Here is a 16,162-nt window from a genome sequence, read left to right as displayed (position 1 = left end):
ACGATCGTTCTTTTTTTGTTTTGGAGAGGGGAAATGGATATGGCGCAAACACATGAACAACGCAAAAAAGCATTAGAAGCAGCTGAAGAAAAAAATATCGTAGAAGTTGCTCAAAGTTTAGGAATGGATTTAGTTCGGAATGGTCGTAATTATACCTGGTCAGAACACGATAGTTTTGTTTTTAATACTCGAAAGAATCTTTTTTATTGGAATTCTCGACAAAGAGGTGGTGGCGCTATTCAACTAGTTCAAATCGTAAGGGACTGTAGCTATAAAGAAGCAGTCAATTATTTGAATAATATTGAAGTTGGGTCATTCGATGAAGTCAAACAAGTAAAAAGTCGGCCATTTCACTATCACTTAAAAGAACATAGCAAAATGGATGCGACAATTGATTATTTAGTCAATGAACGGAAGCTTTCCAGAGATACAGTTGACTTTTTTGTCGGAAAAGGGCTAATTGCACAGGCTACCTATAAGGATAAGAAATCGGGAAAAACGGAACCTGTCGTTGTATTTAAACACTTTGGCTTCGATGGAAAGGTAAAGGGAATTGCTCTACAAGGAATGTGGGAAAATCATGAATTACATGGTGACAGAGGCTATTTAAAAAGAACTTGGGGCGATGGCTATTATGGATTAGCCGTCCGAGTTGGTAATCCCCCAACTGAATCCACCGCTACAAAAGAAAACCCACTGACGATTATTGTAGTTGAAGCACCAATAGATCTTATGAGTTATTACGAACTAAACAAGGAAACGATAGGGGATGCGGTGTTACTTTGTATGAACGGCTTACGAAAAGGGACCGTTTCAAAGTATGTTGCCAACTTTTTAGGCTCCGCTGTTTCTGAAGAAGAAAAAATCAATGTATTAACAAAGCTGCAACAGTCAACATTAAAAACGGATAAAATCAAATTTGTTTTCGCCGTAGATAATGATCAAGCAGGGAAACGATTTGTTAAAGGTTTTGGACGAGGATTTGGTGTAATGAAAAAAGAGTTACCACCACTATTGCCGGGGAAACAGAAGTCCGATTGGAATGATCATGTGAAGGATCAAAAAAACAAACAACTTATCACTGAAGGGGAGCAAAAAAATATGGAAAAAAAACAAGTAGAATCAGTAGAGCCAACTTTAGAAAAGCAAAATGTAAAGCAAGAAAAAAATATACGTCAAGCAAAAACGTTTATTGTCTCAAATGATTACCTGGCAGAGCTGAAAGAAGCATTAGAAGAATCTGTAAATACGATGGAGAGTACCAATGACCCAACACACTACCTCACAGAAGAAGACGTAAAAAAAATCATGGACGATCATTTTGCAAAAGTAGAACAATTAATCGCACACTTTCAGACCTCGCATGACTTATTAAAAGAACCAACAAAAGAAGAAGCCGTCCAGCTAAAAGAAGGATTAATCCAAACAGTAGAGTCGGCTAATTCAGAGGTGAAACGGTCACTAGCTGAAGCTTTAGCAGAAACAAAACAGGTGGCTGTATCGAATGTGAAAGAAAAAGCCAATCAGTTACGAATCTATGTAAAGAACGCTTTTAACAAGCCAATACTAGCACTTAACAATAAAATCAGAACCTTTGTGGAATCTATTGATCGACGTTTTGCTTTAGAAACTGGAGAGAAAAAAGAAGTGATTGTTTCTGAAGAAGTAACGACAATTTCAGAAGAAAAAAAAGAGGAAGTGGTTTTAAACCAAGATTCTGCATTAATCAAAGACGTTCAAGAGTACATTGTACTGAACGAAACAAAAGAAGCGCTCTTATCAAAGATCCAACAGGAAATACAAGCGAATCCATTAGCGAAAATCGATACACTTCAGAAAGAACTAGAAGAAAATCAACAAGCTATTGCGGCAGTAGAAAGCCGTATTGAAGCTAGTACACCTAAAATGAATGAAGCCGCAACGAAAGAAGTAAAAGGTGAAACCTTGAATGAGTTGTCAGATCTTGTGAAGGAAAAAGAGCGCTTGGAACAAGAACGAACACAACTTGTTCAACAACCAGAATTTTTACGTCAAGAAGGTTCACTTGATACATTCAAGCAAGTAGATCAACAGCTAACTAGTGTAAATGAACAACTCACTGCTATTGAAAAAGGAACGCTGAAAGAAACAGAAAAAACAGAGGTAAAGGAACCTACGCTAGATCCATTCGTTGCTGCTTCTGCTATAGCAGCGAAGCAAGTCATTGAACCTAAAAAGGATCAAAAAGAATCACTAAATACAGCACTCTCTACTCAAAATACGGCCGCAATCAATACACAATTAAAGTCAAATATGGCTGAATATTATGATCCAAACAATGTAAAAACGTATCTTGATTCGGCTAGTAAGTTCCATAGTTATTCGCCTAAAAATGTTCAATTAATCATGGAACAAGATCCAGGTGCTACGCAAGTAGCAAATGAGAAGAAATGGGAGACGTTAGGATACGAGCTACGAGAGGATGCGAAACCAATCCAAATTTACCAACCTGTATTTGTGCCAATTCAAGATGAAGAAGGACGAGTTAAATATAAAGAAAATAACCAACCAGAAACAACGGTTGATTTTCAATTGAAGCCTGTTTATGATGTCAGCCAAACAACAGCTGGTAAATTAAAAGCGCCGATCACTTATGACTTGTCAAACAAAGAGCAGTTTATGGTGGTCTATCAAAGTGTGGCCGACTTATCGGATGTCACTATTACATTTCAACCATTAGGGAATCTAAACAGTCACTATGATGCCGTAAATAAAACCGTCATTATCAATGAAGGATTAGGAAAAGAAGCAACCATTCAGACTCTTCTCAATGAAGTGATTCCCCTACACAATATGGAAAATGAGAGTCTAAAAAATGATGCTTCACTGAATATCTTTGAACAAGAAGCAACAGCTTACATGGTGGCCAACCATATTGGATTAGACACGAGTTCCTTTACGTTTGCTTCTCTTTCTAAATTAAAAGAGGAAGGGTTTACCGTTGAAGATTTCACGAAGTCACTTACGGACAGTGCAAAAAATGCGACGGGAATTATCAGTACAATAGATAAAAATTATGCCAAATCTAAAGAAGTAAGTAGTACAAAAAATAAATTTGAAGAACGAAAAATGCAAGCTGAAGTAAAGAATAAGGTAGTCGCTGAACAATATCAAAAACAAGAAAAAACGGTAGAGCAAGCCCCTTCATTAAGAAGATAATGAAAGGGAACACAACACTAGAAGGGAGATTCTTCATGGTAGAAAAATCATTTGTGCAAGAGAGAAAATCACCCAAACTCTCTCTTTCAGAAATTATCAAGAAGAAAGATTACAAAGCATTGTCGGAACACTTGGAAGAGGGAATAAAGGACTATTTAGACAGTGATACCTTTCAAAACTATTTAGATTTTGTCTCTAAGTTTCATAAATATTCTCAAAAAAATGTCCGATTGATCTTGGCTCAGAAACCAACGGCAAGCTATATTGCAGGTTTTCAAGCTTGGAAAAAGAATGAACGGAATGTCAAAAAAGGAAGTAAGGCAATTTATGTTTATGCGCCTTACTTCAAAGATAAAGTAGATAAAGAAGGCAATAAAGTAACCGATGAGAATGGTGAGATTGTAAAAGAAACACGTTACTTCTTAACCCCTGTTTTTGATGTTAGTCAAACAGAGGGAAAAGAAATTCCTAAACCTGTTTACAATCTATCAGAAGATATGGACGATTCAAAAACATTTATGCAAACGTACAAGGCATTGGTGGAACTGTCACCAGTGCCTGTTTCTATTCAACCTATTCCAATTGAAGCCAACGGCTACTACGATCCTACAAAAAAAGAAATTGTCGTCCGTCAAGGATTAGGGGAGATCATGACATTAAAAGTGTTGCTGCATGAGCTAACACACGCAACGCTTCATACTGATTCGCAAGCATTCTTTGGTGACCCGACATATCGCCGTCAGGAATTTGAAGCGGAATCTGTCGCTTATATTGTATCGAATCACCTTGGATTAGATACAAGTAATTACTCATTTGGGTATCTGTCTTCCTGGACAGATCAGGGAAATAAATTAGAAGAATTGACCACGTCATTAGAAACCATTACAACACAGGCAAAAGGATTGATTGAACGTGCAGATCAATTGTTGAACAGAGTCTATACACTGGATGCACCTAAAAATAAGTTTGAAGAACGTCTTGCACGAGCAAGAGGACAAGAGATCACTGAACCAAGAACACCTGCGAAAGAATATGAGGTAGCTGACCCAAAAGTACGCCGTCCCACGAAGACTCTGTGAGTCAACGGTTCGGGACGAAGCCAAAAGAATTGACGAAAGGAGCGCCAACAAATGGACAATCTAACCGATGAAAGTAAGTTTATTATTTTACAATTTTTCTTGGATGATCCGACAAGTGAAGTCCCACGTATTCACTCAAAGAAAAAAGAAAAACGGCAAGGAACAGTATTGAAAGAGTTGGACACACTGATCCGTGATTTAGAAGAAATTGAAACAGATATCGATTTAGAACCATACAAAGAAGCCGCAAAAACTCTTCGTAAGCTACGTGGAAAAGAAAAGTATAGAGAGTTTGTGGATTACTTGTTGCAGCCTTATATATCATGATCACCCAAATAGAATAAAAATAGGTCAATAAAAGTCAAAGATAGAAACGGGGATTGGGGGAGACCCCAAAAATTTAAGAGCCACCTACCTGCTTTTTAGGTAGGTGGCTTTTAAAATATCGCAACATGGTACCATGTTGCTCCGCTTGCAAGAAGAAAGTCTATCCCTGGTATTTGGGCGATGTCAACTAAGGTAACTCAAACAAAACATTTAAGGAAGGTGTCTGAATAGTGGAACATAAAAATAAGTTGCGACGACCGATACAACGGAAAGTTCGGTTCTCCAAGGAAGAAAATAGATTAATAAAGAAGAAAATTGACGAGAGTTTCTTTCCTAACTTTCAAAACTTTGCGCTACACATGTTAATTCAAGGAGAGGTTCGTCATATCGATTATTCAGAGTTAAAACAATTGACGACAGAAGTTCATAGAATAGGAATTAACATTAATCAAGTGACCCGACTGGCCAATCAGTTCGACGAAATTTCGAGTACCGATATTCAACAATTGAAAAATGAATTAGCAGATTTAACGGAGACCGTTCAGACCAACCTCGCAACGTTGATCAAACTAAAGGAGCGCTCCTAAATGGTGTACACAAAACATTTTGTGATCCATACATTTGATAAATTGAATAAGGCATGTGGCTACATTGAAAATGGAGAAAAAACAATTGTCACGAATGAAGACACTCAAGATCACCTCGCTCATTTATTTCAATATATCGCAAACGATGAGAAAACAAACATGAAACAATTGGTCTCAGGGCATGGCATTATTGATCCAACAAATGCTTATGAAGAATTCAAATTCACAAAATTGAGAACGGCTTTCCAACAAAAAAAAGGCTATACACTTGATTTAAAGACAAACAAACTTGTCCCACCGTCACTAACAGAATTGGAACGAAAAAATGCGGTACTGGCTCACCATTTGATCCAATCGTTTTCACCCGACGATAACTTGTCTCCTGAAAAAATACACGAGATAGGGTATAACACTGTCATGGAATTAACAGGTGGTGATTATGAATTTGTGATTGCGACTCATGTAGACAAAGAGCATATTCATAATCATATTTTGTTTAACTCAACGAATTTAAAAACAGGTAAAGCCTTTCGATGGCAGAAAGGAACCAAACGAGTTTATGAACAAATATCCGATAAGATTGCAGCAAAAGAAGGCGCAAAAATTATAGAAAAATCACCAAGACAAACGCATACAAAATATACAAAGTGGCAAACAGAATCATTATTTAAACAGAAAATAAAATCGAGAATTGATTTTTTACTGGAGCATAGTTCGTCGATTGACGATTTTATCCAGAAAGCAAATGCATTAAATCTCTCAGTTGATTTCTCAAAAAAATGGGCAACCTATAAATTATTGGATGAACCGCAATTAAGGAACACGAGAGGCCGAAGCTTATCGAAAAATAATCCTGATCGATATAACTATGAAGCAATCGTTGAACGATTGAAAGAAAACAAAATGACATTTAGCGTTGAGGATGTGATTGCTCGTTATGAAGAAATCGTAACTAAAGACGAGAACGATTTTGATTATCAATTAACAATAGAGCCTTGGCAGATCTCTCATAAAACGGAACGAGGATACTATTTAAATGTTGATTATGGCTTTGGGAATCATGGGAAATTGTTTATAGGTGGATACAAAGTCGATCCATTAGAGAATGGAGATTTTAATATTTATGTAAAACGCAATGACTATTTTTATTTTATGAATGATAAGTCGTCGAGTGAAAGTAAATATCTGACTGGCACTTCTTTGATAAGACAATTACGTCTATATAACGGCACAACGCCATTAAAGAAAGAACCTGTGATGCGGACAATCGATCAGCTTGTGGATGCGATTAATTTTTTAGCGGAACATGATGTTGAGGGATCAAGGCAACTTGAAACCCTTGAACAGAAATTAAAAGAGGCATTTTTTGATGCCGAAGAAACATTAGATCATTTGGATGAGAAAATGATCGAGTTAAACAATTTAGGCAAGCTGTTACTTGAAAAAGAGCTGCAAGGAGATACGGAAGAAATACAAAAGCAACTTCATGAAGTGTTAACGGATGCGACACTTTCGGAATTCACTTTTGAAGATGTTCAAGGGGAAATAGAATCCATAACATTAAGCCAATCACTACTGGAGAGTAAGCTAGAAAATACTCGAAATGAGATAGACAAGCTCCATGAAATTCAAGCAATTCAATCTCAAAAGGAAGAACAAGAAAAAAATCTGAAACCGAAAATCTAATGAGAATGTGAGGAAAGAAAATGAAAAATCAATTTACAATAAGGAAGCTGTCCATACTAGCAGCTTTCTTTTTTATGTTGAGTGGTTGTGGTAGACAGGTAGACTCTATCGAACGCATAAGCAACAGTTCATTGGATTCAACAGAAGTTTCTCAACAAGAAAGTTCTTATTCAAGAAATTTCCCTGTAGAGTATGACGGTATGAATCAAGAAGTTGTCCTTAATGGTAATCGGCCAACATTTACTGACTCTGATTTAGATTTGTCAAAAGGTGTGTGGCAATCTTTTTCAGATTTGGATCAGTTTAATCGTGTAGGGATTGCAAATGCCTTGATTGGAAAAGAATCATTTCCAACTGAAGCAAGAGAGCCGTTAACTGTTAAGCCTACAGGCTGGATACAAAAGAAACTTTCAGACGGTCAATGGCTCTACAATAGATGCCACCTGATTGGCTTTCAGCTTACCGGAGAAAACGACAATATGAAAAATCTTATGACGGGTACGAGGCAATTCAATACTCCGCACATGGTTAATTACGAAAATCAGGTAAAAGACTATATTAAGCTAACAGGTAATCATGTTCGGTACAGAGTGACACCGCACTTCGGTGATGATGAATTAGTTGCTCGTGGTGTACAAATGGAAGCAGGCAGTATTGAAGCAGATGATTTTGCCTACAACGTCTATATTTTTAACGTCCAGGATGGCTACTCTATTGATTATTTAACGGGAAAAGCAATAAAGAATTAGGAAGAAAATTATGCTATAATAACAAAGTAGAAAAGTTATGACGGTGGCTATCTTTGAAAGGTGGTGGTGCTTATGAATGTAAGTGCTAAAATCTTTAGAAAGGAAATGCCTTTTTGTCAGCATACGAAACAATTCAGACGATTTTTGCCTTTGGTATGTTTACCATTGCTTTAATCAGTTTGATTGTAAAGTTGCTAAAAAACGACAAAAAAAAGTAACCAGTCATTAACTTTGGCGAGTTAACTGGTTACAACTTGTAATTAAAACTTGCTACCGTCTTAAACGGTTCTGCACAAGAGGGATATGTTAACGCATATCTCTCTTTTCACAATAATTATATCATATCAACCTAAAATTTTCCAAGAAACTAAGTTTCTAGAAATTCAAATCAAAAATTATGAATGAAAATTATTCGAAATAATAAAGAGAACTAAAGCGAGAAAACTTGGAGTTTTTCTTATGCATAATTGTCAAAGGAAGCGAACTAAAAGGGCAGTCGAACCATAAATTTTAGTTGACAAAGAGAACGCTAGTTCTTATGATGTAAGTAGAACGGAGGGGAATCATGAGTAAAAATGCAGAAATAATTGAGCTACTAAAAAAAATTAATGCGAATCTTGAACTGTTGATAGTTAATCAGAATGAAAATTCAACAGATATTAGAATGGAACTTGAATCTATAAGAACAGATATGATAGTTGATAGCATTAGTGAGAAAGAATGATGGAAAGTAAAGTGGCTAAATTTCTTTAAAATTAATAGCAGAATAACAAGCAAGAATACTTCTTGGCTTGTTTTTTTTATGTAAATTATGGGTATAGGTAAAAAATATCTTCAGCAGCTGCTACGTGATCACTTTTGTTGAGTCAAAAATAAGTGTAAGAAAATAGCTATACCAAAAACATTGGTTTTAGGGATAGGTAAAAAATGGTACATTTTCTATCAAATTGATAAGTATCAAAAAGTGATTTTGCGCAAATGCAGCGAGATCACTTTTTTTAAGTAGTGCTTATTAAAGAAGGCGCCAGAATATCAAGGGAGCGAAAAAAACACTAGAAATTCGAATGATTACAAAAAAAGTAGGAATAATCATTCAATTAATAAAATTTAAAAGAAACATTTGTATTTAAATCGTATACTTCCGTTCCAATGATCTCTATCTTACTATATTCTTAGGCTCAATGGTAAATAGTCATGTGCCAAGCACCAATTTTACGCTCACGAAGGATTTCCTAAATGTCATAATAACTCAAGTTATACTTGAAATAATAGCCTACGGTTAACATGATGATTATTGTTTGAATTATTTTCCTTAGAGTAGCTCATGAAATTTCTCTTCGCGTTCTGTTTCTTTTCACTTTATCTTAAATCTACATTTAGATAAAACTTTGCAATAAAATCCAGAATTTTAACAAAATTTTTTAAGCATTAATTCTTGCTCTGGATTTAACTCCAGGGTTTATTATAGTTTATAAGAAGAGGGAGGTATCTATAATGAATATCAAGAAAGCTGCAGAAATGTTTGATTTAAGCATTGATACGCTACGTTATTATGAACGAGTAGGAGTCATACCGCCTGTTCATCGGAATACAAGCGGTTATCGAGACTATACAACAAATGATTTGAATTGGATTTACTTAGCTAAAAGTTTACGACATGCTGGGTTATCTGTTGAATCTTTAATTGAATTTGCCCAATTAGCCCAATTACGAGAAACAGAGAATGTAGAAGACGCTCAGAAGCAAATTTTATCAGATCAGTTAGAAGAGTTAGATAAAAAGATTGCCGAATTACATGAAGTTAGAGAACTATTGGTTTATAAAATCGAAACGTATGATGAGCATATTGCAAAATTTAAAGCAGGCGAAATGGGACCTGATAAGGTTGAAAAATTATGGGAACGAAAAAAATAGAAGTTTCTACTTGCTATGGAGTTCACTTTAGGGTTTAAGATATGTCATGTAAAGAAAATTAGAGGAGGAGATTGAGATGAAAACAGTCAAATTAAACAATGGTGTAGAAATGCCACAACTTGGATTCGGAGTGTATCAAATCCCATTAAATGAAACAGCGGAGGCTGTTTACCAAGCAATCAAGGCAGGATATCGTTTGATTGATACGGCGTCTATTTATGGAAATGAAAAAGAGACAGGGAAAGGCATCAAACGTGCAATTGATGAAAAACTTGTGGCGCGTGAAGAACTGTTTGTTACGTCAAAACTTTTTATTTTGCAAGCACCGGAAGCTAAAGCTACCGAAACCATTGAGCAATCACTTACAACTATGGGCTTGGATTATCTAGATCTTTATCTGATTCATCAACCTTACGGAGATATTTATGGCGCATGGAGAGCCATGTGTGCAGCTCAAAAAGCAGGGAAGCTACGAGCGATTGGTATCTCAAACTTCAAATCAGCTAAAATGATTGAATTTGTAGGATTGAATGAAGTGAAACCGCAAATCAATCAAATTGAAGTGAATCCTTGGAATCAGCGCATTGAAGACCAAGAATGGCATGAAAAGTATGATGTACAAGTAGAAGCTTGGGCACCGTTTGCAGAGGGACGACATGATTTGTTTACAAATTCGGTTTTGGCTGAAATTGGGGCACAGTATGGTAAAACAGTTGGTCAAGTGGTACTTCGTTGGTTAATGCAACGTGGAACTATCGCTTTAGCAAAATCTGTTCGTCCAGAACGAATGGCTGAAAATATTGATATCTTTGATTTTGAATTATCGAAAGAAGATATTAAAAAAATCGCAAGTTTAGATATGAAAGAATCGGCATTTTTCGATCATGACGCACCGCAACAAGTGGAATGGTTTATGAATCGGATGAAAGAGACAGAGAAATAATGAAAAAGATATTGTTCTTAAGTTTGACATTACTGTTTGTATTATCTGGTTGTTTTCAAGCGGATAAAACAAAAGAAAATAGTACAAAGGTTAATCCCAATGATAAAGCGGTCATTCTTTATTTTTCTAAACCAGAAATGAATGGTTCTGATACAGTAGCTGGAGCAAGTCGTGTCGTCACAGAAAATGAGGAAATCTTAGGAAATGTTGAACAACTTGCGACTTGGATTGCTGAAGACACAAAGTATCCACTAGCCAAAATTAAAACCACAGAAAATTATCCAGATGATCATGAGGTCTTGGTGGACCAAGCAACAACAGAGCGTTCAAGTGATTTTAGACCAGAATTAAAGGCGCTTAATGTTGATTTGACTGAATATGACACGATTTATATCGGTTATCCAATTTGGTGGTCAGATCTACCAATGGCCATGTATAGCTTTTTTGAGAAAAATGATTTAGCTGGTAAAACAATTATACCATTCTCAAGCCATGGAGGAAGTGGCTTAGCTGGAACTGTTGAAACAGTGAAAGAATTAAGTAAAGATGCCTCAGTTGAGACTAGTAATGTCTTAAGTATCTCGCGCGATGATATACCTAACTCAAGAAAAGAAGTAGAAAATTGGCTGAAATCATTTTATCTGAGGAATTAAAAATTAAACCTAGAGAAGGGGAAAAATAATGGTTAACGTTCTTATTATTGGTGCAGGTGGTCAAATTCCAGAAGTATTGATTCCACTTTTACAAGAACAAACGAATCTGAAATTAACATTGTTTGGAAGAAATGCAACACATTTACCTTATACAGACATAGCCAAAATTTCTGGTGATGCTAGTAATTTGTCAGATTTGATAAATGCCATGCGAAATCAAGACATTGTTTATATGAATTTTGACAATAAATCAGTTACTGAAATGGTGATTAGAGCAATGAGTCAAACAGGCGTTAAACGTATTATTCAGGCTGGTGTTCTAAGTGTTTACGGAGAAGTTGCGGAACCTTTTTCCACTTGGAATAGTCGAATGATGGGATGTACTGTCGCTCATAACCGAGGCATTGAAGCACTAGAGATAAGTGATTTAGATTATACCTATATGCGGATGACTTGGTTATATAATGGCAAGGGAAGTGACTATGTGGCAAGCCCTAAAGGAGAACCATTTTTAGGTGCTCAAATTAGTAGACGTGCGATTGCTCAATTTGTTCTGGATAATATTACAGGAAAACGCAATGACATAAAAGCGAGTATCGGTTTATGGGAACCAGGTTCAGAAAATAAGCCTAAACCTGATTTCTATTAAATTTGATGAGAATGTCCTTATTCAAAGGGAATTTTTTAATGCAGTAAAAAGAAGTATAAATTCTTTCATCTATGAGCGTATTAATCGATGCTACTCATAATAAAAGATAAATCAGGGGTGAGACACAGCTTATTTTCTAGCTGTGTTAAAGCCCTCTTCTACATTAAACGGTGTTTCAAAAGGAGAGACACAGAATGAAAAAGAAAGCTATTATCTTGCCAGTAGCAGTAATAGGACTAGTTGTGATTATTTCTATTACTCTATCAAACGCACTGAGCAATGAGACTAATGAAAGGGAAGTGTCTATCATGGGAAATCCTAAAACGTTAATTGTGTATTATTCACGAACTGGAAATACGAAGGTGGTTGCCGAGCTTATTCAAGAAAAGCTCGGCGGGGACTTATTTCAAATTGAAACACAAGAAAAAAGACCTTCAAATTATAGAAAAGAAGTCGAACAAAATGAAGAGGAACAAGAGGGCAATGTGTTGCCTGAATTAAAATCAAAAATTTCTAATTTCAATCAATATGATCGGATTTTTATAGGAGCACCAACTTGGAATATGGCATTACCACAAGCAATTCTCACGTTTATGGATAGCTATGAGTTTGCGGGAAAAACAGTGATTCCCTTTAATACAAATGGAGGGTATGGAACAGGCTCAACATTCAATCAGATAAAATTTGGTGTTCAAGGAGCGGAAGTTCTTGATGGATATTCTGTGAAAGGTGGAGAGGAAATCAACGGAACCTTACTTGCAATTGAAGGAGAAAGAAAAGTAGAGGTGTCAAGAGAAATAGACACATGGTTAGAAAAGATTGGACAATTAAATAACTAGAAGGAAGTTAAAGAATTTGAATAAACAGAAATTTGGGTTTATATTACCCATAACCTTATTATCTTATTTTCTGATATTAATGGATAACTCAATTATTTTTACAAGTTCAGTTCAGATAGGACAAAGTTTAGGACTCTCTGCTACAGCTCTTTCGTGGGTGTCGAGTGCCTATACACTCACATTTGGAGGCTTTTTACTTTTAAGTGGACGTCTCTCTGATTTGTTGGGGAGAAAACGTATTTTTTTAGTTGGGTTACTTATTTTTGGCATCAGCTCATTACTAATAGGGTTATCCCAAACAGCAAATATGATGATTGCCATGCGTGCTGTCCAAGGAATCGGCAGTTCTATTATCGCACCTACGACACTGGCATTGATTATGGATGCTTATAAAGGTGACATGCGACAAAAAGCTATTTCATATTACGGTGCAACCGCTGGAATTGGATCAAGTGTGGGGCTATTAGTTGGTGGTGGATTGACTAGTTTGATTTCATGGCGTGCAGGTTTTTTGATTAATGTGCCATTAACCGTTATATTGATTTTCTTAACGGTAAAATTTGTAAAGAACTCGGAAATCAAGAAAGAGAAAATTGATTATTTTGGAAGTTTCCTTTCAATTATAGGATTAGTAGGAATTATCTACGGTTTTACTGATGGAAAGTGGCTTATTATTAGCGTAGGCATTATTATTTTAGGGTCGTTTATTATTTGGGAACGGAACATTTCTTCCCCTATTTTACCATTGTCTCTTTTTAAAAATAGAGTCCGTTCTGGTGCATATGTTGCTCGTCTATTATTTATGATGGCTATGTTACCATTTTGGTTCTTTTTACCTCAAATGATGCAAAGTCACTATGGTTTTTCAGCATTACAATCCGGCATGGCATTTTTACCGCTGACTATTGTTAATTTTATTGTAGCGATGCAATTGCCAAGGTTAACTTCTAAATTCGGCAATGGCAAGATTTTACTTACTGGAGAGGTAACGTTAGCGCTTGGTTTGATTCTTCTCGCAGTTTCAAACTTAAATAATGGTTATTGGGGTGCGATCTTTGTCCCTATGTTGATACTTGGAGTGGGACAGGGGTTGATTTTAGCGCCAGTTACATCGGCAGGAGTCCATGAAGCACCGTCTGAACTCGCTGGTATAGCGAGTGGTGTGACGAATACGATGCATCAGATTGGGGGACCGATTGGTTTATCACTGATTGTTTCTGTTACGAATGAGTTCCACACTGAAATTTGGTTGATGACAATCTTCATCCTTATTTCACTCGTAGTAGTTTGGGGCAGCGTATCAAAGAAACAGAAAATCTACAGAGAGTGTGAACTCGATAGAAGAAGAAAGGAAGATAAAAATAACGAAGAGTAAATTTTCTTGTTTTAAAATTTCACAAAGTTTCTTAAAGATAAAGAGAGATATATCATTAAGTGCTTAGGTAGACCAGTTTTTATTCACAAAAAGAACCTTGGTATCGGTTGATACCAAGGTTACTTATGATAATGCGATTTATGTTAATCTATTTCATTTATATCTTAAAACAGACAATAAATGATTGAAAATAGATCAAAACACCTATAATTTATAGATAATTTGTTTGTTCCAAAAACATTCGTTTTTGGTTGACTTTATTTATCAATTAAATGAGCTACTTCTTCCTGATAAATTAGAAGTAACTCTTTATTAGAATATAAAGGCGAAAACATCCGTCTATTTATGCCATAATAATCATGGTTTGTTTTATATTTTACTTTATATCATAAAAGTTGAGCTAATATATACTAATAAGCTCTTGGTGTAGCTCAAAAATATAGTGCATTGAGATTTTTTTGATAGGAAAGTCCTAAGCAACCAATGTAGAATCACAGGTAAGTATCTTCTCCAGGATATTTAGTCATATTTGAGGAGATAGCCCCATTGATATTTTAACTCCATATCTTGTTTTGAAGACATCTTAATACACTTCCAATGTATAATTTTGGTAAATAAAGAAAGACAAAGCACTAATAATTAGTATCTTATCTATAGTCTGGCACTATCAAAAAGGGACTATGATTTATAAAAAATTTTTTTGATTATCCATGAGCTAAAAAAGATGAATAAAATCAGAAAACCAGTAATTATTGGAATAATATTTATCGATTCTCCAGCTTGGGGAAGAGTATTTTTCTGATTGGTTATTGTTTTACCTGATTTAATTTTTTTTGAATAGATGTAAGTAACAGTCTGTTCGATATCAGAGAGTATACCAGTAGAAGTACCCTTTATTTCTTTAAAAGAATATCCTTCAATCTCTAGATCATAATCGGTACCAGTAGAAACATCATAATTATCACCAATATTACCAGAAATAGTCTTGGCTTTCGCGATCTCATTACCATCAATGTCTTGATAAAGGATTGTTAGATCTTTAGCTTTGACAGGATTTTTGTGCCAAACATAAGTATCAGCAGTTTTATAAGCAATATTTGTAAGAGAAGAACTGGACAGAACTATTGAACCTAAAGGGTTATCTACAGAGCCATATCCTACGTTTACCCACTTTCCAGAATATGTCTCGTTATTTGGAACATCAGGTAATCCAACTGAGTTAGTAGAGAATCTAAAGTTAGTGTCAATCGTTATTTCGGATAAATTATAATTGTTTTTGAATACATTTCTTGAATTAACATCAAATTTTACCCCTTCAACATTAATATTTCTTAGATTAGTACATCCAGAGAATAAATTGTCATTTGCAACAAAAGAAGCTCTTGTTTGACTTAAGTCCAATGAGAATAAACTGCTACAGTTTTCAAAAATAGAATATCCGCCTCTAATTTCTGACATATCAAAATTTCTCATATTTTCAAAAGAAGTAACACTTGACAAATCTTTAAAAAGGTAATTTGATCGGGCACCTGCAACAACTTTTCCTTCAAAAACTATTTTGTTAATTTCTTCTTTGTATGCATACCATGGACTACTAGAATCAGTATAAGCAAATCTGCCTTCTTGTATATGAAGAACGCCCTCAGAATCTATGTACCATGAGCTTGTGCCGAATTTACCTGAAGTTATATTAAAAATTTCTGTATTATACAATTTAGCAATGTCAGTTTTTTTTTTAGAGACTCATCAGAATTTGAATTTTCAGTTTTGCTATTTGACATAGTATCTTTGGGGAAATCGTATCTTGAAGTAATTTTAGGTGTCTCTTCTATAACTTCACTGCTAGCTTGAGTATCCTTTTCACTAGATTCAATGTTATTTGATATAGTAGATGTTTGACTTTCAAAACTATTGTTGTTTACGTCGGAAACCTGAGGGGGAGACTCTTCTGTGAAAGATATCGCTTCTACATAGGAACTTGTAAATAGTGAAGCAACAATATAAATTAAAGTACAGCATGTTAATAATCTAAAACTTACTCTAATTTTTCTACTAGTTATATATATTTTTTTTGATGGCATAGTAGTATTTCTGTCTCTTATACACATCTAGATGTGTATAAGAGACAGCATTTTATCATGGCTATAAAGTATCTCTGGCAGT

At 35.3% G+C, this 16,162-nt stretch carries 15 protein-coding genes and 1 pseudogene; 14 read left to right on the top strand and 2 right to left on the bottom strand.

The features are described 5' to 3' along the window. The first annotated feature begins 33 nt into the window (after positions 1 to 33). From A5819_RS18140 to A5819_RS18080, 14 genes and pseudogenes are all read left to right on the top strand, one after another. Positions 34 to 3,198, top strand: a complete 3,165-nt coding sequence (locus A5819_RS18140) for a toprim domain-containing protein (protein ID WP_086282020.1) — start codon at positions 34 to 36, stop codon at positions 3,196 to 3,198. Positions 3,199 to 3,233: 35 nt separating this feature from the next. Further along, positions 3,234 to 4,277: pseudogene (locus A5819_RS18135) on the top strand (ArdC-like ssDNA-binding domain-containing protein); the annotation flags it as partial. A gap of 51 nt (positions 4,278 to 4,328) precedes the next feature. Continuing rightward, entirely contained in the window at positions 4,329 to 4,604 is a 276-nt protein-coding gene (locus tag A5819_RS18130) for an LtrD (protein ID WP_086282022.1), read from the top strand. Positions 4,605 to 4,834: 230 nt separating this feature from the next. Continuing rightward, a complete protein-coding gene (mobC, locus tag A5819_RS18125) occupies positions 4,835 to 5,191 on the top strand; it encodes a plasmid mobilization relaxosome protein MobC (protein WP_086282025.1) in 357 nt (118 codons plus the stop codon). Then, positions 5,192 to 6,877, top strand: coding sequence for a relaxase/mobilization nuclease domain-containing protein (locus A5819_RS18120; RefSeq protein ID WP_086282027.1), 1,686 nt, complete (start codon positions 5,192 to 5,194; stop codon positions 6,875 to 6,877). It begins immediately after the preceding gene. Between the two features lie 20 nt (positions 6,878 to 6,897). Next, the gene (locus tag A5819_RS18115; RefSeq protein WP_086282029.1) at positions 6,898 to 7,626 is read left to right on the top strand and encodes a DNA/RNA non-specific endonuclease; all 729 of its coding nucleotides are present in this window, start codon (positions 6,898 to 6,900) and stop codon (positions 7,624 to 7,626) included. A gap of 113 nt (positions 7,627 to 7,739) precedes the next feature. After that, the gene (locus A5819_RS18110) at positions 7,740 to 7,844 is read left to right on the top strand and encodes a putative holin-like toxin (protein ID WP_086282031.1); all 105 of its coding nucleotides are present in this window, start codon (positions 7,740 to 7,742) and stop codon (positions 7,842 to 7,844) included. Positions 7,845 to 8,191: 347 nt separating this feature from the next. Then, on the top strand, positions 8,192 to 8,350 hold the full coding sequence (locus tag A5819_RS19430) for a hypothetical protein (protein WP_176271514.1): 159 nt from the start codon (positions 8,192 to 8,194) through the stop codon (positions 8,348 to 8,350). Between the two features lie 770 nt (positions 8,351 to 9,120). Next, positions 9,121 to 9,540, top strand: a complete 420-nt coding sequence (locus A5819_RS18105) for a MerR family transcriptional regulator (protein ID WP_069639703.1) — start codon at positions 9,121 to 9,123, stop codon at positions 9,538 to 9,540. Between the two features lie 76 nt (positions 9,541 to 9,616). Further along, positions 9,617 to 10,483: an aldo/keto reductase gene (locus A5819_RS18100; RefSeq protein ID WP_086281940.1), complete on the top strand. Its 867-nt coding sequence runs from the start codon at positions 9,617 to 9,619 to the stop codon at positions 10,481 to 10,483. After that, positions 10,483 to 11,136 (top strand): flavodoxin, encoded by a 654-nt coding sequence (locus A5819_RS18095; RefSeq protein WP_176271513.1) that lies wholly within the window; start codon positions 10,483 to 10,485, stop codon positions 11,134 to 11,136. Before A5819_RS18100 ends, A5819_RS18095 begins: the two co-directional genes overlap by 1 nt. 28 nt (positions 11,137 to 11,164) lie before the next feature. Next, positions 11,165 to 11,785 (top strand): NAD(P)H-binding protein, encoded by a 621-nt coding sequence (locus A5819_RS18090; protein ID WP_086281942.1) that lies wholly within the window; start codon positions 11,165 to 11,167, stop codon positions 11,783 to 11,785. Between the two features lie 194 nt (positions 11,786 to 11,979). Beyond that, the gene (locus A5819_RS18085; protein ID WP_176271512.1) at positions 11,980 to 12,624 is read left to right on the top strand and encodes a flavodoxin; all 645 of its coding nucleotides are present in this window, start codon (positions 11,980 to 11,982) and stop codon (positions 12,622 to 12,624) included. 16 nt (positions 12,625 to 12,640) lie between these two features. Continuing rightward, complete coding sequence (locus A5819_RS18080; RefSeq protein ID WP_176271511.1) at positions 12,641 to 13,999, top strand: MFS transporter; 1,359 nt, start codon at positions 12,641 to 12,643, stop codon at positions 13,997 to 13,999. 678 nt (positions 14,000 to 14,677) lie between these two features. On the opposite strand, the gene A5819_RS18075 is transcribed toward A5819_RS18080, so the two are convergent. Both A5819_RS18075 and A5819_RS18070 read right to left on the bottom strand, forming a co-directional pair. Then, on the bottom strand, positions 14,678 to 15,712 hold the full coding sequence (locus A5819_RS18075) for a MucBP domain-containing protein (protein WP_086281944.1): 1,035 nt from the start codon (positions 15,710 to 15,712) through the stop codon (positions 14,678 to 14,680). Beyond that, positions 15,685 to 16,080 carry a hypothetical protein gene (locus A5819_RS18070; RefSeq protein ID WP_086281945.1) on the bottom strand — a complete coding sequence of 132 codons (396 nt, stop codon included), beginning with the start codon at positions 16,078 to 16,080 and terminating at the stop codon, positions 15,685 to 15,687. The genes A5819_RS18075 and A5819_RS18070 overlap by 28 nt, the downstream gene beginning before the upstream one ends. Between the last annotated feature and the right edge of the window lie 82 nt (positions 16,081 to 16,162).

The organism is Enterococcus sp. 7E2_DIV0204 (assembly GCF_002140855.1).
Classification (GTDB): Bacteria; Bacillota; Bacilli; order Lactobacillales; family Enterococcaceae; genus Enterococcus_L; species Enterococcus_L lemimoniae.
The sequence above is the reverse complement of the archived record's forward strand: the minus strand, read 5'-3'. Positions and strand labels throughout refer to the sequence as shown.

Excerpts from the sequence above, each read along its gene's own strand:
- A5819_RS18140 (WP_086282020.1), top strand. The coding sequence starts at position 34 with ATGGATATGGCGCAAACACATGAACAACGCAAAAAAGCATTAGAAGCA.
- A5819_RS18130 (WP_086282022.1), top strand. The coding sequence starts at position 4,329 with ATGGACAATCTAACCGATGAAAGTAAGTTTATTATTTTACAATTTTTC.
- A5819_RS18120 (WP_086282027.1), top strand. The coding sequence starts at position 5,192 with ATGGTGTACACAAAACATTTTGTGATCCATACATTTGATAAATTGAAT.
- A5819_RS18115 (WP_086282029.1), top strand. The coding sequence starts at position 6,898 with ATGAAAAATCAATTTACAATAAGGAAGCTGTCCATACTAGCAGCTTTC.
- A5819_RS19430 (WP_176271514.1), top strand. The coding sequence starts at position 8,192 with ATGAGTAAAAATGCAGAAATAATTGAGCTACTAAAAAAAATTAATGCG.
- A5819_RS18105 (WP_069639703.1), top strand. The coding sequence starts at position 9,121 with ATGAATATCAAGAAAGCTGCAGAAATGTTTGATTTAAGCATTGATACG.
- A5819_RS18100 (WP_086281940.1), top strand. The coding sequence starts at position 9,617 with ATGAAAACAGTCAAATTAAACAATGGTGTAGAAATGCCACAACTTGGA.
- A5819_RS18095 (WP_176271513.1), top strand. The coding sequence starts at position 10,483 with ATGAAAAAGATATTGTTCTTAAGTTTGACATTACTGTTTGTATTATCT.
- A5819_RS18090 (WP_086281942.1), top strand. The coding sequence starts at position 11,165 with ATGGTTAACGTTCTTATTATTGGTGCAGGTGGTCAAATTCCAGAAGTA.
- A5819_RS18085 (WP_176271512.1), top strand. The coding sequence starts at position 11,980 with ATGAAAAAGAAAGCTATTATCTTGCCAGTAGCAGTAATAGGACTAGTT.
- A5819_RS18070 (WP_086281945.1), bottom strand. The coding sequence starts at position 16,080 with ATGCCATCAAAAAAAATATATATAACTAGTAGAAAAATTAGAGTAAGT.